Raw genomic sequence first — 24324 nt, 5'->3', positions numbered from 1 at the left:
CCCGGAATACCGCTCTAGTCCGCGAAAGTTCCGCGCCATTCCGCCTGACTGAACAGTCAGAAAAACTTACCTGGTTACGCGACTTTTTTCTGAACTATTGGAAAAACGGTCGAGTCGGAGCCAATAGCCATCACGCTAAAACCCTGCACACCTGCACTTGTGCACCGATCGGCTAAAGCGCACGGAAGTTGTCAGGGAATGAGCGATGGACTGTTACGGACATCGTCGTTATCAGGAGTGATCCAATGGAACTGACCACCATGAAAACCCGCACTTTCAAACCGTCATCCACTCATGTGCGCGGGTTCAAGCTGGCCGCGCTGGCCCTGGGCAGTAGCCTGGTTCTGGCCGGCTGTGCAGGCAACCCGCCCACCGAGCAGTATGCCGTTACCCAGTCCGCCGTGAACTCCGCTGTCAGCGCTGGCGGCACCGAGTTCGCTGCCGTGGAAATGAAAGCGGCCCAGGACAAGTTCAAGCAGGCCGAAATCGCCATGCATGACAAGAAGTACGACGACGCCAAGCGCCTGGCCGAGCAGGCCGAATGGGACGCTCGCCTCGCCGAACGCAAGGCCCAGGCGGCCAAGGCCCAGAAGGCTGTACAGGATGCCCGCCAGGGCGTTCAGGACGTACGTGAGGAAGGCCTGCGCAGCGCTCAGTGAGCCCTGCCCTGCCACCCTTAGCTTTCGCACACGATCAAAGGATGAACACTATGCGCAATTACGTCATGATTCCCGCCCTGCTGGCCCTGAGCGTCGGCCTTGCCGCCTGCTCGCACGACCCTAATGCCAACCTGGAAGCGGCCCGCAGCAACTTCTCCTCGCTGCAGAGCGACCCGCAGTCGAGCAAGGTTGCGGCACTGGAGACCAAGGACGCCCAGGACTGGCTGAACAAGGCCGACAAGGCCTACATGGACCGTGAAGACGAGAAGAAGGTCGACCAGCTGGCCTACCTGACCAACCAGCGCGTCGAAGTGGCCAAACAGACCATCGCCCTGCGCACCGCCGAAGGTGAGCTGAAGAACGCCTCGGCCCAACGTGCCCAGGCCAAGCTGGATGCCCGCGACGCACAGATCGCCAAGCTGCAGGACAGCCTCAACGCCAAGCAGACCGACCGCGGAACGCTGGTCACCTTCGGCGACGTGCTGTTCGACTTCAACAAGGCCGAACTCAAGAGCAACGCGTACCCGAACATCACCAAGCTGGCCCAGTTCCTTCAGGAAAACCCGGAACGCAAGGTGATTGTCGAGGGCTACACCGACAGCGTCGGCTCGGCCAACTACAACCAGACCCTCTCCGAGCGCCGCGCCAACAGCGTGCGCATGGCCCTGGTACGTGCCGGTGTCGACCCGGCGCGCATCGTCGCCCAGGGTTATGGCAAGGAGTACCCGGTGGCGGACAACTCGAGCAACTCGGGGCGTGCGCAGAACCGTCGCGTGGAGGTGACCATCTCCAACGACAACCAGCCGGTGGCACCACGCTCGGTTAGCCAGGTTCAGCAGTAAGGCTGGCTAGCTGAATAGACAAGCCCCGCCATCGCCGCGGGGCTTTCTTTTGCCTGTACCGGCCTCTTCGCGGGCACGCCCGCTCCCACAGGTACACTGCCAGGCTCTAAACTGGCGCTGTACCTGTGGGAGCGGGCGTGCCCGCGAAGAGGCCGGTACAAGCAGTAGAAATAATGGCTCACTGCACCTGCTGCGGAGTTTCCTCGCCCATGCAGCGCACCGCACGCTTGCGGTTGTCCACCAGCACGCCAGTCAGGCCTTTCTGCTGGGTATCGAACAGCACCAGCACGCCATCCACGCACTGGGCCACTTGCGGCGCCGGGTCCAGCGAAACCTTGTAGTCCTCGCCTGGGATGGTCTTGAGCATGGTGAAGTCCTGCAGCAACAGGGCATCCTCGGGCTTGGCGAAATGCAGGTAACCGTAGTACCACAAGGCCCCCACCGTCACGATGATGCTGCCGACGCCGGTCAGGATCAGCGGGATGGCGTTGCGTTCTTCACTCATTGCTTGTTCTTCTCGTCAGGGAAATTTGGCACTTCGGCAAGCCGCCGCAGGCCGTTGAAATGGCTGGGGTCATCGAGGAAACGCAGCATCACCTGGCGCCATGTGGGGTCGGCGAAGGTCTGTACGTGGCCACCACGAGTCAGTTGCAGCACCCGCGGCGGTGGCGCGTGCTGGTACAGGCGGATGCCGTTGTCCATCGGCACCAGGTTGTCGTCGATGCTGTGGAAGAACAGCTTGGGCGGGCTGCTCAACTGCTCGATCGAACGGATCGCGCTGTCGCCGTCCGGCACCAGCCACGACAGCGGCACCTGCAACGGCCAGGTCATCCACGAAGTGCTGAGGGCAAAGCGCCCGACCGCGCGGTAACTGGCCGGCACGCCATCGAACACCAGGGCGCTAAAGCGCTGGCGCTGCTCGGGGTGGGCTGCCAGGTAATGGATGGCCATGGCACCGCCCAGGCTCTGCCCCAACAGCACCAGTGGCTTGCCCTTGACCTCGGGCGCCTGCTCCAGCCAGGCCATGGCCGCCGCGATGTCCTCGTACACTTCCGGCAGGCTCGGCTTGCCCTGGGACAGGCCATAGCCGCGGTAATCGATCATCAACACCTGGTAGCCCTGCTCCGGCAACCAGTAGCTGCCGCCCAGATGCCCCGGCAAGTTGCCACCATTGCCGTGCAGGTGCAGCACCGTGCCCTTGACCTCGACGCCGGCCTTGGCCGGCAGCCACCAGCCGTGCAGGCGGACGCCGTCAGCGGTGGTCAGGGTAACATCGCGGTATGCGAGCCTGGCCCGCTCAGGGGTGAACGCCTGGCCAGGTTCTGGGTAGAACAGCAGGCTGCTGCAGCCGCCCAGACCCAGCAGGAGCATGCCCAGGGCCAGCAGGCGGCAGCGCTCAGAGAATGTTCGCGTAGTCGGCTTCAATGCGGTCCAGGCTCAGGTGGTTGAGGAAGTTGGAGAAGCACATCCAGGCCGATAGCGCATTGAGGTCGCGGAACTGCTCCGGCAAATACTTGGGCGGCTCGACCAAGCCCTCCTCGACCAACTGGCGCAGGGTGCGCATGTCTTCCAGGGTGGTCTTGCCACAGAACAGCAACGGGATCTGTTCGAGCTTGCCCTTCTTCACGGCCAACTGAATGTAGTTGTAAACCATGATGAAGCCCTTGAGGTAGGACAAGTCCTTGGTGAATGGCAGGCCATTGGGCACCGAGCCGCGGAATACCCGGCTGGCGTTGCTGTAGCTCTGCGCCATCTCGAAGCCCTGCTCGCGGAAGAAGCCATAGACCTGCATGAAGTCGGCGCCCTCCTCGACCATATGGATGGCGCGGGTGCGGTTGGTCAGCTTGCGCAGGCGGCTGGGGTAGGAGGCGAAGGCAATCACCTCCATGAGAATGGCCAGGCCCTCCTGGGTCACCGTCGACGAGGGCGGGCCCTTGGCCAGGAAGGTGCAAATTGGCTGGTTCAGGCCATTGAGCGTGGTACCGACATGCACCAACCCCTCATGCACCTCGAGGGCACGCACGTCGCGACTGTTGAACATGGCATCGGCGCGCACCTTGATGTAGTCGGCACCGGCCGCGGCATCGGCAACGATACCGTCGGACTCGAACACGCGGATGGTTTCCTCGGCCTCGCCGAACACTTTGTTCAGGCGGCGCTGGAGAATATCCACGGCCTCCTTGGCGGTGAGGTTCTTCGGTTCGTCCTTGAGGTCGCCACGGCCATCGATGTTATTCAGGTAATCCGACAGCATCAGACCGAGGTCGGCCAGGGTCGGGTCACCGGCGTGGAAGGCATCCGAGGCAGCGCCGTACAATTCCTGGGAGATCAAGCCGAAATCTTCGGTGCCGCGCGCTTCGAGCATGCGCACCACCATGCGGTATTCGCGGCACATGCGCTTCATGATCTGCCCGACCGGGTTGAACTGGCCAAGCTGGCGAATGATATCGCGCTCGATACTCTGGAACTCGGCCTTGACCGCGTTGGAGTCGAACGCCAATGGGCGGGACTGGTAGTAGGCGCGGTCGACTGCCGGCGGCTCCTTGCCTTTGGCCTTGAGGAAGCCCTGGCGAATGTTGTCGTCCCATTTCACCGCGTCCAGGACCCGGATCGGGGTCTGTGCCGCGACGATGCGGTCGGACAGGGCGCGGATGGTTTGCTGGTATTCGTCCACCGGGGACTCCTTTCTAGTACAGAAAACCTGTACCGGCCTCATCGCCGGCAAGCCAGCTCCCACAGGTACACCACAGGGCTCGAAGGCAGTGATAAACCTGTGGGAGCTGGCTTGCCGGCGATGAAGCCAGCACGGTCATTTGCCGGACCGCTGGAACCGCGCCACCTCGACGAACAAGTCGGAGTTGGCCGGGTCGTCCAGGTACGCCAGCACCCGCTCCGACGGGCTGTCGATCAGCACACCTGCGCCATTGTCCTCCGACACCTTGGTGCTGCGCCCGGTCAGTTCTTTCTTGTCCACTGCCTGCTGCACCTGCTCGACATCCAGGTTGTAGACCACCAGTTCCTTGCCATCGACGATGTCGAAACCACCGATCAGGAAGTTGCCACCCAGGCGCTTGGGCACACCGGCCGACAGGTACCAGCGGTTGCCGTGGCGCGACACGGTGAACACGTATTCTTCAGCGGCCTTGCCCTTGGCCGTGGCCACCGCCTTGTAGGCATCGCCGCCGCTACGGCTGATCACCAGCTTCAGCGGCTCGCCCCAGGCGTCCTTGCTGCTCCACTTGCCGAGCAAGGCCTTGGGCGCCGCCTGGTTGCTCGGCAAGGGCTCGTGGAAGGTCACCAGACAACCGCCCAGCAGCAGGAATGACAGAGTCAACAACACCACACGCCAGGCTTTCATCAGGTTCTCCTTGAAAAGTCGTTCTCGGCTCAGGCCGATGCCAGCACCAACTGCAGGTATCGGCTAAGCATAGCGAGCATCTGCCCATCGGCTTGCGCATTCGCACCGTTGAGCAGGCCCTGATATTCCATCTGCTCGATAATCGCCGTCAACATTTGGGCGTCCTGTTCCGGTTGCCGCGAGCCCACCACCTGCAGCAACTGGCGGGTGCCATGCAGCAGGATCTGCTCGTGGGCGCACACCAGCTCGGCCAGGCGCGGGCACAGCAGCGCCTCCTGGCGGAAGGCCTGCTCGGCCATCAGGAAGTCGCGGCGGTTCAGGAGCTGGCGCTGGACGTAGTCGGCGGTCATGCGCGCCACTTCGTCAGCCAGCCGCGCCCGTGCCTGCGGGCTGCCGTCGCCCTGCGCCAGCAACTGGCGCAATACCACCTCGGTGTTGGCCCAGAGCTTGGCCATGTAGGCGGCGCTGCGTTCGACGTACTGGGCGAAGGTATCGGTGAGCAGGTCCTCGATGTCCTTGAAGTAGTAGGTGGTGGCCGACAATGGCACACCGGCCTCGGCGGCCACGGCGCGGTGGCGCACGCCACGTACGCCCTCGCGCACGACGATGCGCATGGCGGCATCGAGGATCAGCTGGCGGCGCTGTTCGCTGCCTTGGCGGGCAGTCTTGCGGCCTTGGTATTGCACGCTTTCGGCGACGGCGGTGGCGATGCCGGCGGCGCCTTGGTGAGGCATGGCGGGTGTCACGGGGGTACCTCATGGACAGTGTTTCGTCAGTGCCGGCCCTTTCGCGGGCAAGCCCGCTCCTACAAAGGCCCCACAGCTCAGAGAATTGTGAGATCCGTGTAGGAGCGGGCTTGCCCGCGAAAGGGCCGGTATTGACAACATAAAGCTTCACGCAAGAAAAAGCCGCCTCGAAAGGCGGCTCGTTCAATTCACTCAGGCCTGCGGACGCATGTGCGGGAACAGGATCACATCGCGGATCGACGGCGAGTTGGTCAGCAGCATCACCAGGCGGTCGATGCCGATGCCTTCACCGGCAGTCGGCGGCATGCCGTACTCCAGGGCGCGCACGAAGTCGGCGTCGTAGTGCATGGCTTCGTCGTCACCGGCGTCCTTCTCGGCCACCTGGGCCAGGAAGCGCTCGGCCTGGTCTTCGGCATCGTTGAGCTCGGAGTAGGCGTTGGCAATTTCGCGGCCGCCGATGAACAGCTCGAAGCGGTCGGTAACCGCCGGGTTGTCGTCGTTGCGACGAGCCAGCGGCGACACTTCGAACGGGTACTCGGTGATGAAATGCGGCTGCTCCAGCTTGTGCTCGACCAGCTCTTCGAAAATCATCACTTGCAGCTTGCCCAGGCCTTCGTGGCCGAGCACCTTGGCACCGGCCTTCTTGGCGATGTCGCGGGCGCGGTCGACGTCCTGCAGGTCGGCAGCGGTCAGCTCAGGGTTGTACTTGAGGATCGAGTCGAACACCGACAGACGGGAGAACGGTTCGCCGAAGTGGAACACCTTGTCGCCATACGGCACGTCGGTGCTGCCCAGTACCAACTGCGCCAGCTCGCGGAACAGTTCCTCGGTGAGGTCCATGTTGTCGCGGTAGTCGGCGTAGGCCTGGTAGAACTCGAGCATGGTGAATTCGGGGTTGTGCCGAGTCGAAACGCCTTCGTTACGGAAGTTGCGGTTGATCTCGAACACCTTCTCGAAGCCACCAACCACCAGGCGCTTGAGGTACAGCTCCGGCGCGATGCGCAGGAACATGGCCATGTCTAGGGCGTTGTGGTGGGTTTCGAACGGCTTGGCCGCGGCACCGCCAGGGATGGTCTGCAGCATCGGCGTCTCGACTTCGAGGAAGTCACGCTCGATGAGGAACTTGCGGATGTGCGAGATCACCTGCGAACGCACACGGAAGGTGTGGCGGGTTTCTTCGTTGACCATCAGGTCGACGTAACGCTGGCGGTAGCGCTGCTCGGTGTCGGTCAGGCCATGGTGCTTGTCGGGCAGCGGGCGCAGCGACTTGGTCAGCAGGCGCACGTTGTTCATCTCGACGTACAGGTCGCCCTTGCCGGAACGGGCCAGGGTACCTTCGGCGCTGATGATGTCGCCCAGGTCCCAGGTCTTGACCGCAGCCAGGGTTTCTTCCGGCAGGGTCTTGCGGTTGACGTAGACCTGGATGCGCCCGGTCATGTCCTGGATAACCATGAACGAACCACGGTTGAGCATGATGCGGCCGGCTACCTTGACCGGGATCGCGGCTGCTTCCAGCTCTTCCTTGGTCTTGTCCGCGTACTGCTTCTGCAGGTCGTTGCAATAGTTGTCGCGGCGGAAGTCGTTGGGGAAGGCATTGCCCTTGGCACGCTCGGCGGCAAGTTTTTCCTTGCGCAGGGCGATCAGGGCATTTTCTTCCTGTTGCAGGTCTTGCGATTCGGTCTTGAGGTCGCTCATGTCGTCATTCTTTCCATCAGGTATTCGTTGCCCTTGTCGGGCAGGGCGCGCGCTAACGGCGGGTGGCCGGTAGCGCGGCAGTGGTGTGCGGCTTACAGGCCCTGCTTGAGGCTCGCTTCCAGGTATTGGTCGAGGTCGCCGTCCAGGACCTTCTGGCAGTCGCTGCGTTCAACGCCGGTACGCAGGTCCTTGATGCGCGAGTCATCCAGTACGTAGGAGCGAATCTGGTGGCCCCAGCCGATGTCCGACTTGCTGTCTTCCAGTGCCTGCGAGGCGGCGTTGCGCTTCTGCATTTCCAGCTCGTACAACTTGGCCCGCAGCATTTTCATGGCGGTGTCCTTGTTGGCGTGCTGGGAGCGTTCGTTCTGGCAGGCCACCACGGTGTTGGTCGGCACGTGGGTGATACGCACGGCCGAGTCGGTGGTGTTGACGTGCTGGCCACCGGCACCGGAGGAGCGGTAGGTGTCGATGCGCAGGTCGGCCGGATTGATCTCGATCTCGACCTTGTCGTCGATCTCGGGCGAGACGAATACCGCCGAGAACGAGGTGTGGCGACGGGCGCCAGAGTCGAACGGGCTCTTGCGCACCAGGCGGTGCACGCCGATCTCGGTGCGCAGCCAGCCGAACACGTACTCGCCCTTGATGTGCACGGTGGCACCCTTGATGCCGGCGACTTCACCTTCGGACAGCTCGATGATGGTGGCGTCGAAACCACGCTTGTCGGCCCAGCGCAGGTACATGCGCAGCAGGATGTTGGCCCAGTCCTGCGCTTCGGTACCGCCGGAGCCAGCCTGGATGTCCAGGTAGGCGTTGTTCATGTCCATCTCGCCGCTGAACATGCGACGGAACTCAAGCTGGGCCAGGTTTTCTTCCAGGCCTTCCAGCTCGGTCACGACGTCGCCGACGGCGCTTTCGTCATTTTCCTCGACAGCCATGTCGAGCAGGTCCTTGCAGTCGCCCAGGCCATTGGACAGTTTGTCCAGGGTCTCGACGACCTGCGCCAGCATGGCACGCTCGCGGCCCAAGGCCTGGGCGTACTCGGGCTTGTTCCAGACGTTGGGGTCTTCCAGCTCGCGGTTGACTTCGATCAGACGGTCATGCTTGTGATCGTAGTCAAAGATACCCCCGAATGGACTGGGAACGCTCGGTGAGGTCCTTGATGGTGTTCAGGATCGGTTGGATTTCCATGGGCGCGGGCTCTCGTGCGAATTCGGTGAAAAGCCTGCGAGTATAACCGAGTCCGCCGCAGGGCGGCAGACCCGCCGGGCGGTAGAAGTGGCATCGAAAGAACGATCCTGGGCGCCTGACAGGGCCCTATCGCCGGCAAGCCAGCTCCCACAGGTACAGCGCCGGCCTCAAGGCTGGTGCTGTACCTGTGGGAGCTGGCTTGCCGGCGATGAGGCCAGTCCAGGCAATACAAGACAGTTGCTCCCACAGGTACAGCGCCGACCTCAAGGCTGGTGCTGTACCTGTGGGAGCTGGCTTGCCGGCGATGAGGCCAGTCCAGGCAATACAAGACAGTTGCTCCCACAGGATACAGCGCCGGCCTCAAGGCTGGTGCTGTACCTGTGGGAGCTGGCTTGCCGGCGATAGGGCCCTGTCAGGCGATCCCGACCTGGTTGCGCCCGCCGTTCTTGGCCTGGTACAGGCCCTTGTCCGCCGCCGAGATCAGTTGCCGGGAATGGCTGCCGATGGCCGGGGTCTGGGTGGCCAGGCCGATGCTCACGGTCAGGTACGAGTCGGCCACCGGCGCGGTATGCGGGATACCCAGGCCGAGCACGGTCTGGCGCAACTTCTCGGCCACCAACCGGGCCCCGCCGGGCGAGGTGTTGGGCAACACCAGGGCGAACTCCTCGCCACCATAGCGCGCCGGCAGGTCGGTCGGCCGCGAGCACGAGCCGCGGATCGCCTCGGCCACCTGGCGCAAGGCCTCGTCGCCGGCCAGGTGGCCGAAGCTGTCGTTGTAGGCCTTGAAATAGTCCACGTCGATCATCAGCAACGACAACTGCTGCTGTTCACGCATGGCCCGGCGCCATTCCAGCTCCAGGTACTCGTCGAAGTGGCGGCGGTTGGACAGCCCGGTCAGGCCATCGGAGTTCATCAGCCGCTGCAGCATCAGGTTGGAGTCGAGCAACTGCTGCTGGCTGACGCGCAGGGCACGGTAGGCCTCGTCGCGCTGCAGCAAGGTCAGGTAGGAACGCGAGTGGTAGCGAATGCGCGCCACCAGCTCGATGGAGTCTGGCAGCTTGACCAGGTAATCGTTGGCCCCGGCGGCAAACGCAGCGCTCTTGACCAGCGGGTCTTCCTTGGTCGACAGGACGATGATCGGGATATCCTTGGTCGCCGGGTTGTTGCGGTATTCACGCACCAGCGTCAGGCCGTCCAGGCCAGGCATGATCAGGTCCTGGAGGATCACCGTGGGCTTGATGCGCATGGCCTGGGCCACCGCCTGGTGCGGGTCGGCACAGAAGTGGAAGTCGATGTTCTCTTCATTGGCCAAGCCACGCCGCACCGCCTCGCCGATCATTGCCTGATCGTCGACCAACAGCACCATCGCCGAGTTCTCGTTGGTGGTCACGAAACCTTCGATCGGTAAATCATTCATACCTGTTCACCCGATCACTGCCGGCCTGGCGGCGTGATTCAATACACTTCGTCATTTTGCGAAAATTTCTGTCAAGCGCCCGGCTATGCGTTCCAGCGGGCGTATTTCCACTGCGGCATCGATCGCCACAGCGGCCTTGGGCATGCCGTACACCGCACAGCTGGCCTGGTCCTGGGCAATGGTCAGAAAGCCCTGCTGACGCATCAGCTTCAGGCCCTGGGCACCGTCGCGCCCCATGCCGGTGAGCAACACGCCCACGGCATCGCCGGACCAATGACGCGCCACACTCTCGAAGAACACATCGATCGAAGGCCGGTAGATTGCATTCACAGGTTCGGCAGTGTAGGCCAGTTGGCCGTTCTGGAGCAGGCGGATGTGGTGGTTGGTGCCGGCCAGCAGCACCTGCCCGGGCTGTGGCGGCTCGCCTTCACAGGCCAGGCGCACGGGCAGGCCAGCCGCGCTGCTGAGCCATTCGGCCATGCCCGCGGCAAACACCTGGTCGACATGCTGGACCAGCACGATGGCCGCCGGAAACGCCGCAGGCAAGCCTTTGAGCAACACTTCGAGGGCCGCCGGCCCACCTGCCGACGAGCCGATGGCCACCAGGCCGCGGCGCTGGGAAAGTTCACGAACCGGCGCAGCTACCGGGCGAGCGGCAGGCGGGCGCTGCTGGCCAATGAGCCAACTGATGTTGAGGATCTTGCGCAACAACGGCGCCGCGGCTTCCCGGGCATCCCCAGCCCCCAGGGCCGGCGTGTCTACCACATCCAGGGCGCCGTGCCCCATGGCCTCGAACACCCGATGCACATTCTGCTTGCGATCGACCGTGACGATGACGATGGCACACGGGGTTTCGGCCATGATCCGCCGGGTAGCCTCCACGCCGTCCATCACCGGCATGATCAGGTCCATGAGGATCAAGTCTGGCAACTGCTCGGTACAACGCTGCAGCGCTTCGGCGCCATTGCTGGCCACCCATATCACCTGGTGCGCGGGCTCGAAGGCAACCGCCCGGCGCAACGCCTCGACAGCCATGGGCATGTCATTGACGATGGCGATCTTCATCCCTGAGCACCTCCGATCAGTTCCACCACAGCATCCAGCAACGCATCGTCATGGAAACTGGCCTTTGCCAAATAGTAGTCGGCGCCAGCATCCAGGCCACGTCGCCGGTCCTCCTCGCGGTCCTTGTAGGACACCACCATCACCGGCAGCGCTTGCAGGCGCTGGTCGCGGCGCACCAGGGTGACCAGCTCGATGCCGTCCATGCGCGGCATGTCGATGTCGGTGATCAGCAGGTCGAAGTCTTCGCCGCGCAAGGCGTTCCAGCCGTCCATGCCATCCACCGCCACGGCCACCTCGTAGCCACGGTTGCCCAGCAGCTTGCGCTGCAGTTCGCGCACGGTCAGCGAGTCATCGACCACCAGGATGCGCTTGCGCACCACACCACGGGCGCCGCCGCTACCACGCTCGATGCGTTCCAGGCTGCCGGTGCTGAGCAGTTTCTCCACCGAGCGCAGCAAGTCCTCGACATCGACGATCAGCACCACCGAGCCATCATCGAGCAAGGCGCCGGAAGAAATGTCCTGCACCTTGCCCAGCCGTGGGTCGAGAGGCATCACCACCAGCACCCGTTCGCCCACCAGGCGCTCCACGGCCACGCCGTACAGCTGCTCGCGCTCACGGATCACCACCACCCGCAGGCTGGCTTCGTCCGTTTGCCCGGCCGGGCGGTTGAGCAACTGGCTGGCCGCCACCAGGCCGATATGCCGGCCTTCGTGCCAGAAGTGCTGGCGCCCTTCGATCTGCACGATCTGCTCGGCGGTCACCTCCAGCGTGCGTTCGATATGAGCGAGCGGGAAGGCATAGGCTTCACCGCCCACCTCGGCCACCAGGCTGCGCACCACCGACAGGGTCAGCGGCACCTGCAGGTGGAAACGGCAGCCCTGCCCAGCCACCTGGGTCAGCTCGATCGAACCGCGCAGCTCGCGGATCATGTGCTGCACCGCGTCCAGGCCGACACCGCGCCCGGACACCTCGGTAACCTTGTCGCGCAAGCTGAAGCCAGGCAGGAACAGGAACGTCAGCAGCTCCGCCTCGCTCATCCGCGCCACCGTGTCGGCAGGCGCCAGGGCACGTTCGACGATGCTGCCGCGCAGGCGCTCCAGGTCGATACCGGCGCCGTCGTCGATCAGTTCCAGGCTGAGCATGCCGGCCTGGTGCGAAGTACGCAGGCGGATCACGCCCTCCTCCGGCTTGCCCGCCAGCAGGCGCCGCTCTGGCAGTTCGATACCGTGATCGACCGCGTTGCGCAACAGGTGGGTCAACGGCGCTTCGAGCTTTTCCAGCACATCGCGGTCGACCTGGGTCTTCTCCCCTTCCACCGCCAGCCGCACCGGTTTGCCCAGCGAGCGGCCAAGGTCACGGACCATGCGGCTCTGGCCAGTCAGCACATCGGCGAACGGCCGCATCCGGCAGGCCAGGGCGGTGTCGTACAGCAACTGCGCACGCTGGCTAGCCTGCCAGCCGAACTCGTCAAGGTCGGCCGCCTGCTGCTGCAGGATCTGCTGGGTTTCTGCCAGCAGACGCTGGGTTTGCGCCAGGGCTTCGAGCACCTCGCTGCTCTGGTCGCTGTCCTCCAGCTGCATGCGCAGGCCATCGAGTGCCTGCATGCCCTGGCCATGCATGCGTTTGAGGCGTTGCAGGGTGGCCAGGTAGGGCTTGAGCCGCTGGGTTTCCACCAGCGACTTGCTGGACAGGTCGAGCAGGCAGTTGAGGCGGTCGGCAGTGACCCGCAGCACCCGCTCGGCACCTTCGCCTGCGCGCTTGCCCGCCTTGCGACGCGGCGCGGGTTCGGGCTCAGCCTCGGGTTCTGGCTCCAGCAGTTGCGCAGGCGTCAGCGGCGGCTCGGCTGGCAAGGGTGCCAGCGGCAGGTCCGGCGGCACGGCTACAGCCGCTGGCAGGGCGGGCGTGATCGCGGCTCCCGGGTCGAGCAGGCTGGCCATTTGCGCAAGGAACACCGGCAGGGTCGCCTGCGCCCCGGCATCGCCTGGCGTGGCGATGCGCATCAGCAGGTCGGTGCCCTGCAACAGGGCGTCGATATGCTCGGCGGTCAGGCGCAAACGGCCTTCCTGGGCGGCCACCAGGCAATCTTCCATGACGTGGGCGACACTCACGCCAGCATCCACCCCGACGATGCGTGCCGCGCCCTTCAGCGAGTGCGCGGCACGCATGCAGGCCTCGAGCTGATCGGCCTGTGTGGGGTTACGCTCCAGTGCCATCAGGCCGGCGCTGAGCACCTGGGTCTGTGCCTCAGCCTCCAGGCTGAACAGCTCGAGCAACGATGCGTCGCGCATTTGCTCTGGGGTCATGACAGGCTCCGCTGCACCGCAGACAGTAATTGTTGATCGTCCAGCACTCGGACACTGCGGCCACGCCATTGCAGCACCGCGCTGGTGAAGTGCGTGGGGTCCTGGCCGCTGCCGAGCGACAGCGGGTCGAGCCGATGAATGCCGTCGATTTCCTCGACGGCCATCACCACCGGCCCACCTTCGGCAGCCAGGATCAGCATGCGCGGCATCGCCCGGCCGCTGCGCGGCTCGGCGGCAGCGGCCGGCACACCCAGCAGATGCGCCAGTGACAGGCACGGGACCAGTGCACCACGCACGTTGGCAACCCCCTGCAACACCCGTGAACGCTGGTGCGGCAACGAATGCACCGCCTGCAGGGGGGCGATTTCCGCCAGGCAGGCGGTAGCCAGCGCCAGCCACTCTTCGCCCAGGCGGAACAGCAGCATGGAGCGGCCGGTGTGTTCCTCGACCGGCGCCACTACCGCCTGGTGGTCCTGCAGCAAGGCATAGCGGTCGAGCAGGCGCGTGGCCGCAGCGGCATACACCTCGCAATTGCGACAGTGAATATGCCGTTCCAGCAATGGGCATTGTTTATCGCCGTGCACGCCAATGCGGTTCCAGCAGTCGTCGATGTGCGCGTCATCCTCGGCAAGCAGCTGCATGGTGGATTCACCGTTCATCGTTCAGACTCCCGACCAACCCGTGCGGCCCGCTCCTGCAGGCGCCGGGCACCTGCCAGGTCGCCCTGGGCCGCCAGCAAGGCCGCCAGGTGCACCAGCGCCTCGGGGTGTTGCGGCTCCAGGTACAGGGCCTTGCGATAGTGGCTCAGCGCCTGCCGGGCATCGCCGTCGGTATCGCTGAGCAGCCCCAGCCAGTAGTACACCTGCGCCGACGGCGCGAACTGGGCCAGGTAACGCTGGCATTCTCCACGGGCCTGCTCGCTGGCACCGGCATTGGCCAGCCGGGCGATGCTGGCCAGCAACTCGCTTTCGCCCTCGCGCTTGTGCTCACGGGCCGGTGCAGGCTTGGCAACCACAGGCAGTACGCGCAGCGGGTGCGGCAACGGTGCGCTCGGCGGCGGATAACCCGGCGTGGCCAGCGGCGGCAACGTGCGCCGTGCTGGCGCTGACGCGGTGGGGAGCGCAGCCACCGCAGCGCTGCTGCCCTCCTGGCGCACGTAGGCGAACGATTGGGCAATCCCCAGCGGACGCATCCCCAACCGCGCCAGCAAGCTGCCTTCGGCCGGGCCGATGAACAGCACACCTTGCGGATGAAGCAAGCGCTTGAGCACTTCGAAGACCCGTCGCTGGGTCGCCACGTCGAAATAGATCAGCAGGTTGCGGCAGAACACGAAGTCATACAGGCCATCGCGGCTGGCCAGCCCCGGGTCGAGCACATTGCCCACCTGCAGGCTGACTTGCTGGCGTACCCGCTCATGCAGGCGGTGGCCTTCGTCGAGGGCGTCGAAGTAGCGCTCGCGAAAGCCCAGGTCGTTGCCGCGGAAGGCATTGCGCCCGTAGACGGCCTGCCCGCCCCTGGCCACCGAACTGGGGCTGATGTCCATGCCGTCGATCAGGAACGCCCCCGGCGCGATGCCGGCATCGAGCAAGGCCATGGCCAGCGAATAGGGCTCCTCGCCGGTCGAGCAGGGCAGGCTGAGCAAGCGCAACGGGCGCGCGCCCGCAAGCTCGGCCAGGCGTTTGTGCGCCAGGCTGGCCAGGGCAGTGAAGGATTCGGGGTAACGGAAGAACCAGGTTTCCGGAACGATCACCGCTTCGATCAGTGCCTGTTGCTCATCCGCCGACTGTTGCAGGCGCAGCCAGTAATCGTCCAGGTCGCCGGCGTTCACAGCCAGGCAACGCTGGCGCAGCGCACGCTCGATCATGGGCGCGCCCACCGACTCGACATCCAGGCCGATGCGTTCATGCAAGAAGCGGAAGAAACGCTGTTGGTTCATGTCGGCATCCCTGTCGGGGCATCGCTGTACAGCAACTGGTGCACGGCGGCAGGCAGCAGGTCGTTGACTTCGATGAGCTGCAGCAGACCTTGCTGGTCCTGGCGCACCGGGCCCAGGTAAGGCGCTGCGCCGCTGTCCACGCCGTAAGGCTGGAATTCATCGGGATGGCAACGCAGGGTTTCGCTAGCCTGCTCCAGGATCAGGCCCAGCTGCAGGCCGCCGCGGTAGTGCACCAGCACCAGGCGGGTACTGGTGCGCTGCGCCGCCGGCTGGCCAAAGCTCAGCGCGGCCAGGTCGACTACCGGCACCAGCGCGCCACGGTGGGCAAGAATGCCCGCGACCCAGGCAGGCGCCTGGGCGATCGGCTTGAGCGGCTGGCGCGGCAGCACCTCGATCACCTCGTGCACGCTCAGGGCAAAGCGCTGGTCCTTGATGCGAAACTGCAGGTACAGCGCCCCCTTGGCGTTACCCGGCGGCGCAGTGCGCGGTTGCAAGTCGTCCATCCTGGTCAGACTTTGAAGCGCGACACGCCGCCACGCAGGCCGGCGGCCACCTGGCTCAGCTCATCGATGGCGAAACTGGCCTGGCGCAGCGACTCGACGGTCTGGGTGCTGGCGTCGCTGAGCTGGGCCAGCGCCTGGTTGATCTGTTCGGCACCGGTGGCCTGGGCCTGCATTCCTTCGTTGACCATCAGCACGCGCGGTGCCAGGGCCTGCACCTGGTGGATGATCTGGCTGAGCTGCTCGCCCACTTGCTGTACCTCGAACATGCCCCGGCGCACTTCTTCGGAGAACTTGTCCATGCCCATGACCCCTGCCGACACCGCCGACTGGATCTCGCGCACCATCTGCTCGATATCATAGGTGGCCACCGCGGTCTGGTCGGCCAGGCGGCGCACTTCGGTGGCCACCACGGCAAAACCACGGCCGTACTCGCCGGCCTTTTCCGCCTCGATGGCGGCGTTGAGCGACAGCAGGTTGGTCTGGTCGGCGACCTTGACGATGGTCACCACCATCTGGGTGATATTGCTGGCCTTTTCGTTGAGGATGCCCAGCTTGGCGTTGACCAGGTCGGCGGCGCCCATTACCTGGTGCATGGTTTCCTCCATGCGCGCCAGGCCCTGCTGGCCGGAACCGGCCAGGCTGGAGGCCTGGTCAGCGGCAGAGGTGACTTCGGTCATGGTGCGCACCAGATCACGCGAGGTGGCGGCGATTTCCCGCGAAGTGGCGCCGATTTCCGTAGTGGTAGCGGCCGTTTCGGTGGCGGTGGCCTGCTGTTGCTTGGAGGTGGCGGCGATTTCGGTCACCGAGGTGGTGACTTGCACCGACGAGCGCTGGGCCTGGGACACCAGGTTGGCCAGCGCTTCGGCCATTTCATTGAAGCCGCTTTCGATGGCGCCGAACTCGTCTTTGCGGGCCAGGTTCAGGCGCATGCTCAAGTCGCCCGAACGCAGTTTGTCGAGGGCATGCACGATATGCTGCATGGGCGCAGTGATGGAGCGCAGCAGCAGCAGGCCGCAAATACCGGCGGCAATGATTGCCAACAGCAGTGACACCACCATGCTGCCCTTGGCGGTGCTCACGGCGCTGACGATTTCGGCGGTGTCGGCGTCGGCGGCAGCGCGGTTGTGATCGATCACCTCGTTCAGGCGCTTGCGGCCGTCCAGCCAAGCAGGGGCCAGCACCTCGGTGATCAGCCGCTGGGCTTCGTCGTAGTTGTGCTGGCGGTAGGCGTCCAGCACCTGGCCGACGATCTTGACGTAGTTCTCTTTCAGTTGGATGAAGCTGTCGAAGCGGGCTTGGTCGTCATCGTCCTGGATAGTGGCCTGGTAGCTAGCCATGTGCTGCTTCAAACGGTCATCGAAGCTCTTGAACAGTTCCATGTCGGCCGAGGTGATTTCGCGGCGGTTGGACAGGCCCACCAGTTGCTGGCTGGTGACATAACTGTCGACCCAGGCGCTGCGGATCATCGAGCTGTAGTAGACCCCGGGAATGCTGTCGGTCCCCACCGCGTCCTCGGCAGCTTCTATGGTCACCAACCGCGAGTAGGCAGCCACGATCATCAGCAACATGATGGCGATGATCACGGCGAAACTTGCCAGGATCCGTTGGCGCAAGGTCCAGTTCTTCACATTCAGCCCTCAGGAATTCACAACGAGCGGGAAAAATCGCCGAAGTATAGCCCAGGGGCCTTACGCTTTTGCGGGTGAAATGTGGGGTAAACAGGCATCTGTGCTGATGGACATGCCATGTGTGCAATGGCCATTGGGGCCGCTGCGCGCCCCATCGCCGCGGTTCGTCGCCACGGCAAGCCAGGCTCCCACCTGGAGCGCGTCGAACTCAAGCCATGCGCGATCCCTGTGGGAGCCGGCTTGCCGGCGATGGGCTGCAACGCAGCCCCCGGTCACTGGCCCGCGGCCAACCGCACCTGGCTTTCCAGCTCCTGGCGCAGGCCCGGCTCCAGGCGCAGCTGGCGTGCCAGTTCGTCCAGGTAGGCGCGCTCCATGAAGTTTTCCTGATCGACCATCATCACGCTGGCCAGGTACATCTCGGCGGCCATCTCGGGCGTTTGCGCCGCACCAGCCACTTCGGCCGGGTCCAGCGGTTTGTTCAGCTCGGCATGCAGCCAGTGCTGCAGTTCGCGATCGCTGTCCAGGCGCGTGAACTCGCCCTCGATCAGTGCCCGCTCGCGCTCGTCGATATGGCCATCGGACTTGGCCGCCGCCACCAGCGCCCGCAGCACCGCCTGGCTGTGCTGCTCGACCTGGGCCGGCGGCAGGCGGTCGACGGTCTGCGGCTCGGTTGCGGCCACCTGCTGGCGCGCCTGCCAGTTGCCATAGGCCTTGTAGGCCAGCACGCCAAGCGCGGCCAGGCCGCCATAGGTAAGCGCCTTGCCACCATATTTGCGGGCCTTTTTACTGCCCAGCAACAAGCCCAGTGCACCGCCGCCCAAAAGCCCACCGCCGGCCCCGGAAAGCAGGCCGCCAAGCCCGTTCGCCCCCGTCGCAGGTTTGCCGGAAGCGGATTGTTTGTTCAGCAGCTCCTGGCCAGATTTCAGCAGTTGGTCAAGCAGGCCACGGGTGTTCATGTACAGGTCTCCACGCTAGGAAGTCAGCCGCCAGAGTAAGGCCTGCCCGATCACCGACCACGCCTGGATTTGATTCTGGATGTTGCATTGGCTGGCAAAAAGCCAACTAGACTCGACCACTGCCGCGACCAAAATCTCCAAGAAGAGGGAACACCATGTCAGTGCACAAGACCGCATTGCTCGGCGCCATGTCGGGCGCCTTGCTCGCCAGCGCCAGCCTGCAGGCCGCCGAACCGCCCAAGGCCCTGGGCCCTGGCGAGGGGCGCCTGGACATCGTCGCCTGGCCCGGCTACATCGAGCGCGGTGAAAGTGACAAGGCCTACGACTGGGTGACCGGCTTCGAGAAGGAAACGGGCTGCAAGGTCAGCGTCAAGACCGCTGCCACCTCGGACGAGATGGTCAGCCTGATGACCAAGGGCGGCTACGACCTGGTCACCGCCTCGGGCGATGCCTCGCTGCGGCTGATCGCCGGCAAGCGCGTGCAGCCGATCAACACCGCCCTGATCCCCAACTGGAAGAACATCGACCCGCGCCTGCAGAACGGCGGCTGGTACGTGGTCGACAAGCAGGTCTACGGCACCCCATACCAGTGGGGGCCGAACGTGCTGCTGTACAACACCAACGTGTTCAAGCAGCCCCCCACCAGCTGGGGCGTGCTGTTCGAGCCACAGGAGCTGCCCGATGGCAAGCCGAACAAGGGCCGTGTGCAAGCCTACGACGGACCGATCTACATGGCCGACGCGGCGCTGTACCTGAAGTCGGCCAAACCGGAGCTGGGCATCCAAGACCCGTACGAACTGAACGAAGCCCAATACAAGGCCGTGCTCGAACTGCTGCGCCAGCAGCAACCGCTGATTCACCGTTACTGGCATGATGCCACGGTGCAGATGAGCGACGTGAAGAACGAAGGCGTGGTCGCATCCAGTTCCTGGGGTTACATGGTCAATGGCCTGAAGGCCGAGAACCAGCCGGTGGCCTCGACCATTCCCAAGGAGGGCGCGACCGGCTGGGCCGACACCACCATGCTGCACAGCGAGGCCAAGCACCCCAACTGCGCCTACAAGTGGATGGACTGGTCGTTGCAGCCGAAGGTGCAAGGTGACATCGCGGCCTGGTTCGGTTCGTTGCCGGCGGTACCGGCGGCGTGCAGCGGCAGCGAACTGCTGGGGGCCGAGGGTTGCAAGACCAACGGCTTCGACAACTTCGACAAGATCGCCTTCTGGAAGACCCCGCAGGCCCAGGGCGGCAAGTTCGTGCCGTATAGCCGCTGGACCCAGGATTACATCGCGATCATGGGTGGGCGCTGAGGTTGCCTGAATGCCTGTACTGGCCTCTTCGCGGGCAAGCCCGCTCCTACACAAGTTCTTCACCGCCTGTAGGAGCGGGTTTACCCGCGAAGAGGCCGGAACAGGAGAAACATTGTTGTCCGGAGCCCCCGCATGCCCCTAGCCGTCCAGTTCACCCAGGTTTCCCGCACCTTCGGCGAGGTGAAGGCCGTCGACCAGGTCAGCATCGACATCATCGATGGCGAGTTCTTCTCCATGCTCGGCCCTTCGGGCTCGGGCAAGACCACCTGCCTGCGCCTGATCGCCGGGTTCGAACAACCCACCAGCGGCTCGATCCGCATCCACGGTGTCGAGGCCGCCGGCGTGCCGCCGTATCAACGTGACGTCAACACGGTGTTCCAGGACTACGCGCTGTTCCCGCACATGAACGTGCTGGACAACATCGCCTATGGCCTGAAGGTAAAAGGCGTGGCCAAGGCCGAACGCCACAGCCGCGCCGAAGAAGCGCTGGCCATGGTGGCCCTGGCCGGCTACGGCGTGCGCAAGCCGGCGCAGCTGTCCGGCGGCCAGCGCCAGCGTGTAGCCCTGGCCCGGGCGCTGGTCAACCGGCCACGAGTGCTGCTACTGGACGAGCCGCTGGGCGCGCTGGACCTGAAGTTGCGCGAACAGATGCAAGGCGAGCTGAAGAAGCTGCAACGCCAGCTGGGCATCACCTTCATCTTCGTCACCCACGACCAGACCGAGGCGTTGTCGATGTCCGACCGGGTCGCGGTGTTCAACCGCGGCCGCATCGAACAGGTCGACACGCCACGCAACCTGTACATGAAGCCCGCCACCACCTTCGTCGCCGAATTCGTCGGCACCTCCAACGTGGTGCGTGGCGAGCTGGCCATGGCACTCAACGGCAGCCTGGCGCCCTTCTCCATCCGCCCCGAGCACATCCGCCTGGGCGACCCGGTGGTGACCAGCCATGAGGTGCAGGTCAGCGGCTTGCTGCGCGATGTCCAGTACCAGGGCAGCGCCACCCGCTACGAACTGCAACTGGACGGCGGCCAACTGCTGGCGGTAAGCCAGGCCAACGACCGCTGGCAAGCGCAGGCACAGGCCTGGCAGCCCGGGCAACGGGTGCAGGCACACTGGCCCCGTGAAGCCATGACCGTGCTGCAGGAAACCGAGACCCGCTGACATGAGCACACTGCGCAGCCTGTCCAACCTGCTGTACCGGCGCCCCAACCTGTACCTGGCACTGCTGTTGATCCCGCCGCTGACCTGGTTCGGAGCGATCTACCTGGGCTCGCTGCTGAACCTGCTGTGGCAAGGCTTCTACACCTTCGACGACTTCACCATGGCGGTGACCCCGGACCTGACCCTGGGCAATTTCGCCGCGCTGTTCAACCCGTCGAACTTCGACATCATCCTGCGCACCCTGGGCATGGCGGTGGCCGTGTCGCTGGCCAGCGCGGTGCTGGCCTTCCCCATCGCCTACTACATGGCGCGCTACACCAGCGGCAAGACCAAGGCGTTTTTCTACATCGCGGTGATGATGCCGATGTGGGCCAGCTACATCGTCAAGACCTACGCCTGGACCCTGCTGCTGGCCAAGGGCGGCGTGACCCAGTGGTTCGTCCAGCAGTTGCACCTGGACGCCCTGCTGCAAGCGCTGCTGGCGGTGCCGGGCGTGGGCGGCAGCACCCTGTCGACCTCGCACCTGGGGCGCTTCATGGTGTTCGTGTACATCTGGCTGCCATTCATGATCCTGCCGATCCAGGCCGCGCTGGAGCGCTTGCCGCCCTCGCTGCTGCAAGCCTCGGCAGACCTCGGCGCACGGCCGGGGCAAACCTTCGTGCAGGTGATCCTGCCGCTGTCGATACCCGGCATCGCCGCCGGCTCGATCTTCACCTTCTCGCTGACCCTGGGCGACTTCATCGTGCCGCAACTGGTCGGCCCACCCGGCTATTTCATCGGCAGCATGGTCTATGCCCAGCAAGGGGCGATCGGCAATATGCCGATGGCCGCCGCGTTCACCCTGGTGCCGATCGTGCTGATCGCAGTGTACCTGTCCATCGTCAAGCGCCTGGGGGCTTTCGATGCACTCTGAAAAAGCCTCGACCGGGCTGCGCCTGGCGGCCTGGGGCGGGTTGCTGTTCCTGCACTTCCCGATCCTGATCATCTTCCTGTACGCCTTCAACACCGAAGACGCGGCATTCAGCTTCCCACCCAAGGGCTTTACCCTGAAATGGTTCGCCGTGGCCTTCGCCCGGCCCGATGTACTGGAGGCGATCAAGCTGTCGCTACAGGTGGCCTGCCTGGCCACGCTGATCGCCCTGGTACTCGGCACGCTGGCCTCGGCGGCACTGTACCGGCGCAGCTTTTTCGGCAAGGAGAGCATTTCGCTGATGCTGATCCTGCCCATCGCCCTGCCCGGCATCATCACCGGCATCGCCCTGCTCTCGGCGTTCAAGACCTTAGGCGTGGAACCCGGGGTATTCACCATCGTGGTCGGCCACGCCACCTTCTGCGTGGTGATCGTCTACAACAACGTGATCGCTCGCCTGCGGCGTACCTCGCAGAGCCTGATCGAAGCCTCCATGGACCTCGGCGCCGATGGCTGGCAGACGTTCCGCTACATCATCCTGCCCAACCTCGGCTCGGCGCTGCTGGCCGGCGGCATGCTGGCCTTTGCCCTATCGTTCGATGAAATCATCGTCACCACCTTCACCGCCGGCCACGAACGTACCCTGCCGATCTGGCTGCTCAACCAGCTCAGCCGCCCGCGCGACGTGCCGGTGACCAACGTGGTCGCCATGCTGGTGATGCTGGTGACCATGCTGCCGATCCTTGGCGCCTATTACCTGACCCGTGGCGGCGAAAGCGTCGCGGGCAGTGGCAAATGACCTGGAGGAGTCCCCGATGCAAACGCAGATGCTGATCAATGGCCAGCTGGTCGCTGGCGAAGGCCCGGCCTGGACCGTGCTCAACCCGGCGCTGGGCACTGCCCTGGCGCAGCTCAACGAAGCCAGCGAGGCCCAGGTGGACAGCGCCGTGCGCGCCGCCGACCAGGCCTTCGACAGTTGGTCGCAAACCAGCCCCAAGGAGCGCTCGCAGGCCTTGCTGGCGCTGGCCGATAGCATCGAGGCCCATGGCGACGAACTGGCCCGGCTGGAATCGCAAAACTGCGGCAAGCCCTTGAGTGCGGCGCTGAATGACGAAATACCGGCGATTGCCGATGTGTTCCGCTACTTTGCCGGTGCGGCGCGCTGCCTGGGCGGCTTGGCGGCGGGTGAATACCTGCCAGGCCACACCTCGATGATCCGCCGTGACCCGCTGGGTGTGGTCGCCTCGATCGCGCCGTGGAACTACCCGCTGATGATGCTGGCGTGGAAGATCGCCCCGGCCCTGGCCGCCGGCAACACGGTAGTGATCAAGCCGTCCGAGCTGACCCCGCTGACGGCCCTGCGCTTGGGCGAGCTGGCCCTGGACCTGCTACCTCCGGGCGTGCTGAACATCCTCTTCGGCCGTGGCCAGACGGTCGGTAACCCACTGGTCAATCACCCCAAGGTGCGCATGGTGTCGCTTACCGGCTCGATCCCCACGGGTGCGCACATCATCAGCGCCACCGCCGACAGTGTGAAACGCATGCACATGGAGCTCGGTGGCAAGGCCCCGGTACTGGTGTTCGATGATGCCGATATCGACGCTGCCATCGACGGCATCCGCACCTTTGGTTTCTACAACGCCGGCCAGGACTGTACCGCAGCCTGCCGCCTGTACGTGCAGGACGGTATCTACGAGCGCTTCGTCGAACGCCTGGGCAAGGCAGTCGCCAGCCTCAAGCCAGGCCTGCAGGAGGCCGAGGATACCGAACTGGGGCCGCTGATCAGCGCCCAGCACCGCGACAAGGTGGCCGGCCTGGTGCAGCGGGCCATCGCCCAGCCGCACATTCGCCTGGTGACCGGTGGCAAGGCACTTGCTGGCGACGGTTTCTTCTTCGAGCCGACCGTGCTGGCCGATGCCCTGCAGGACGATGAGATCGTGCGTAACGAAGTGTTCGGCCCGGTGGTGTCGGTGACCCGCTTCAGCGACGAAGCACAGGCGCTGGAATGGGCCAACGACTCCAACTACGGCCTGGCCTCATCGGTGTGGACCCGCGACACCGGCCGCGCCCATCGTCTGGCGGCACGCCTGCAGTATGGCTGCACCTGGGTGAACACCCACTTCATGCTGGTCAGCGAAATGCCCCATGGCGGGCAGAAGCATTCGGGGTATGGCAAGGACATGTCGATGTATGGGCTGGAGGATTACACCTGTGTACGGCATGTGATGATCAAGCATTGAGCATACAGCCCGGATTGCGGCCAACACCGCAATCCAGGCGCTTTCCTACAATCGGCTCAGCCCATTCCCAATGACTCATCTTCTATCTTGCAGTCATCAAAATGCGATGAGCAAAGGGCCAGATGACATGGAATATCGAGGACAAAGAGCAAAGGCGAAATACAGCAAGGAAGACCGCTTATGGGTCGGTCACCTTTGCACAACCCGCGAAATCGTCGGGTTTCATGCTCAGTCACGCAGGCTATTGTCTTCTGCTTTCAAACAAGCAGTGGATGACTATCTGGAATTCGCCAAAGAAGCAGGATCGAGTACCAAACCCTGATCTTGCGCGACCTCTGTGGGGGGTTATCGAGGCGTCGAACCGCCACCGGCGCACCTTCTTCGCGGGCTTGCCCGCTCCCACA

23 protein-coding genes are annotated in these 24324 nt (G+C 64.4%); 8 read left to right on the top strand and 15 right to left on the bottom strand.

The window, feature by feature from the left end; translation table 11 throughout:
- Window positions 1–245: 245 nt before the first annotated feature.
- Both TZ03_RS27540 and TZ03_RS27535 read left to right on the top strand, forming a co-directional pair.
- Window positions 246–659, top strand: a complete 414-nt coding sequence (locus TZ03_RS27540; protein WP_027595759.1) for a DUF4398 domain-containing protein — start codon at window positions 246–248, stop codon at window positions 657–659.
- 50 nt (window positions 660–709) lie between these two features.
- Window positions 710–1501: an OmpA family protein gene (locus TZ03_RS27535; RefSeq protein ID WP_051101474.1), complete on the top strand. Its 792-nt coding sequence runs from the start codon at window positions 710–712 to the stop codon at window positions 1499–1501.
- 178 nt (window positions 1502–1679) lie between these two features.
- On the opposite strand, the gene TZ03_RS27530 is transcribed toward TZ03_RS27535, so the two are convergent.
- From TZ03_RS27530 to TZ03_RS27460, 15 genes are all read right to left on the bottom strand, one after another.
- On the bottom strand, window positions 1680–2006 hold the full coding sequence (locus TZ03_RS27530) for a hypothetical protein (RefSeq protein ID WP_003252219.1): 327 nt from the start codon (window positions 2004–2006) through the stop codon (window positions 1680–1682).
- Window positions 2003–2926 (bottom strand): alpha/beta hydrolase, encoded by a 924-nt coding sequence (locus tag TZ03_RS27525; RefSeq protein ID WP_051101473.1) that lies wholly within the window; start codon window positions 2924–2926, stop codon window positions 2003–2005. The genes TZ03_RS27530 and TZ03_RS27525 overlap by 4 nt, the downstream gene beginning before the upstream one ends.
- Window positions 2898–4217, bottom strand: a complete 1320-nt coding sequence (locus TZ03_RS27520) for a flavohemoglobin expression-modulating QEGLA motif protein (RefSeq protein ID WP_177328515.1) — start codon at window positions 4215–4217, stop codon at window positions 2898–2900. Before TZ03_RS27520 ends, TZ03_RS27525 begins: the two co-directional genes overlap by 29 nt.
- A 93-nt stretch (window positions 4218–4310) precedes the next feature.
- The gene (locus TZ03_RS27515) at window positions 4311–4859 is read right to left on the bottom strand and encodes a hypothetical protein (RefSeq protein ID WP_051101471.1); all 549 of its coding nucleotides are present in this window, start codon (window positions 4857–4859) and stop codon (window positions 4311–4313) included.
- Between the two features lie 29 nt (window positions 4860–4888).
- Window positions 4889–5593, bottom strand: coding sequence for a TetR/AcrR family transcriptional regulator (locus TZ03_RS27510; protein ID WP_051101470.1), 705 nt, complete (start codon window positions 5591–5593; stop codon window positions 4889–4891).
- Between the two features lie 204 nt (window positions 5594–5797).
- Window positions 5798–7300: a lysine--tRNA ligase gene (gene lysS / locus TZ03_RS27505; RefSeq protein ID WP_051101469.1), complete on the bottom strand. Its 1503-nt coding sequence runs from the start codon at window positions 7298–7300 to the stop codon at window positions 5798–5800.
- Between the two features lie 92 nt (window positions 7301–7392).
- Window positions 7393–8488, bottom strand: a protein-coding gene (gene prfB / locus TZ03_RS31025) for a peptide chain release factor 2 (protein ID WP_152645562.1) whose coding sequence is annotated in 2 segments (ribosomal slippage) — window positions 7393–8415 and window positions 8417–8488 — 1095 coding nt in all. Because the reading frame shifts where the segments join, the coding sequence is not laid out codon by codon here.
- A gap of 412 nt (window positions 8489–8900) precedes the next feature.
- Window positions 8901–9905, bottom strand: a complete 1005-nt coding sequence (gene wspR / locus TZ03_RS27495) for a Wsp signal transduction system regulator diguanylate cyclase WspR (RefSeq protein ID WP_051101468.1) — start codon at window positions 9903–9905, stop codon at window positions 8901–8903.
- Window positions 9906–9956: 51 nt separating this feature from the next.
- Window positions 9957–10970, bottom strand: a complete 1014-nt coding sequence (gene wspF / locus TZ03_RS27490; protein ID WP_051101467.1) for a Wsp signal transduction system protein-glutamate methylesterase WspF — start codon at window positions 10968–10970, stop codon at window positions 9957–9959.
- Window positions 10967–13276 carry a hybrid sensor histidine kinase/response regulator gene (locus TZ03_RS27485; protein ID WP_051101466.1) on the bottom strand — a complete coding sequence of 770 codons (2310 nt, stop codon included), beginning with the start codon at window positions 13274–13276 and terminating at the stop codon, window positions 10967–10969. Before TZ03_RS27485 ends, wspF begins: the two co-directional genes overlap by 4 nt.
- Window positions 13273–13935, bottom strand: coding sequence for a chemotaxis protein CheW (locus TZ03_RS27480; protein WP_051101465.1), 663 nt, complete (start codon window positions 13933–13935; stop codon window positions 13273–13275). The genes TZ03_RS27485 and TZ03_RS27480 overlap by 4 nt, the downstream gene beginning before the upstream one ends.
- Window positions 13932–15212, bottom strand: a complete 1281-nt coding sequence (locus TZ03_RS27475) for a CheR family methyltransferase (RefSeq protein WP_051101464.1) — start codon at window positions 15210–15212, stop codon at window positions 13932–13934. Before TZ03_RS27475 ends, TZ03_RS27480 begins: the two co-directional genes overlap by 4 nt.
- Entirely contained in the window at window positions 15209–15715 is a 507-nt protein-coding gene (locus TZ03_RS27470) for a chemotaxis protein CheW (protein ID WP_051101463.1), read from the bottom strand. The genes TZ03_RS27475 and TZ03_RS27470 overlap by 4 nt, the downstream gene beginning before the upstream one ends.
- Before the next feature lie 5 nt (window positions 15716–15720).
- Entirely contained in the window at window positions 15721–17343 is a 1623-nt protein-coding gene (locus TZ03_RS27465) for a methyl-accepting chemotaxis protein (protein WP_051101462.1), read from the bottom strand.
- A gap of 272 nt (window positions 17344–17615) precedes the next feature.
- Window positions 17616–18299, bottom strand: coding sequence for a tellurite resistance TerB family protein (locus TZ03_RS27460; RefSeq protein WP_051101461.1), 684 nt, complete (start codon window positions 18297–18299; stop codon window positions 17616–17618).
- Between the two features lie 155 nt (window positions 18300–18454).
- On the opposite strand from TZ03_RS27460, the gene ydcS reads away from it, so the two are divergent.
- From ydcS to TZ03_RS31715, 6 genes are all read left to right on the top strand, one after another.
- Window positions 18455–19606 (top strand): putative ABC transporter substrate-binding protein YdcS, encoded by a 1152-nt coding sequence (ydcS, locus tag TZ03_RS27455; protein WP_051101460.1) that lies wholly within the window; start codon window positions 18455–18457, stop codon window positions 19604–19606.
- Between the two features lie 132 nt (window positions 19607–19738).
- Complete coding sequence (locus TZ03_RS27450; RefSeq protein WP_051101459.1) at window positions 19739–20770, top strand: ABC transporter ATP-binding protein; 1032 nt, start codon at window positions 19739–19741, stop codon at window positions 20768–20770.
- 1 nt (window position 20771) lies between these two features.
- Window positions 20772–21683 (top strand): ABC transporter permease, encoded by a 912-nt coding sequence (locus tag TZ03_RS27445; protein WP_051101458.1) that lies wholly within the window; start codon window positions 20772–20774, stop codon window positions 21681–21683.
- On the top strand, window positions 21673–22479 hold the full coding sequence (locus TZ03_RS27440) for an ABC transporter permease (protein WP_051101457.1): 807 nt from the start codon (window positions 21673–21675) through the stop codon (window positions 22477–22479). Before TZ03_RS27445 ends, TZ03_RS27440 begins: the two co-directional genes overlap by 11 nt.
- Before the next feature lie 16 nt (window positions 22480–22495).
- A complete protein-coding gene (locus TZ03_RS27435) occupies window positions 22496–23920 on the top strand; it encodes a gamma-aminobutyraldehyde dehydrogenase (RefSeq protein WP_051101456.1) in 1425 nt (474 codons plus the stop codon).
- A gap of 122 nt (window positions 23921–24042) precedes the next feature.
- On the top strand, window positions 24043–24324 hold a 282-nt coding region (locus TZ03_RS31715; RefSeq protein WP_236692915.1), incomplete at its 3' end, for a hypothetical protein.

The organism is Pseudomonas sp. 10-1B (assembly GCF_000935045.1).
Taxonomy (GTDB): Bacteria; Pseudomonadota; Gammaproteobacteria; order Pseudomonadales; family Pseudomonadaceae; genus Aquipseudomonas.
The sequence above is the reverse complement of the archived record's forward strand: the minus strand, read 5'-3'. Positions and strand labels throughout refer to the sequence as shown.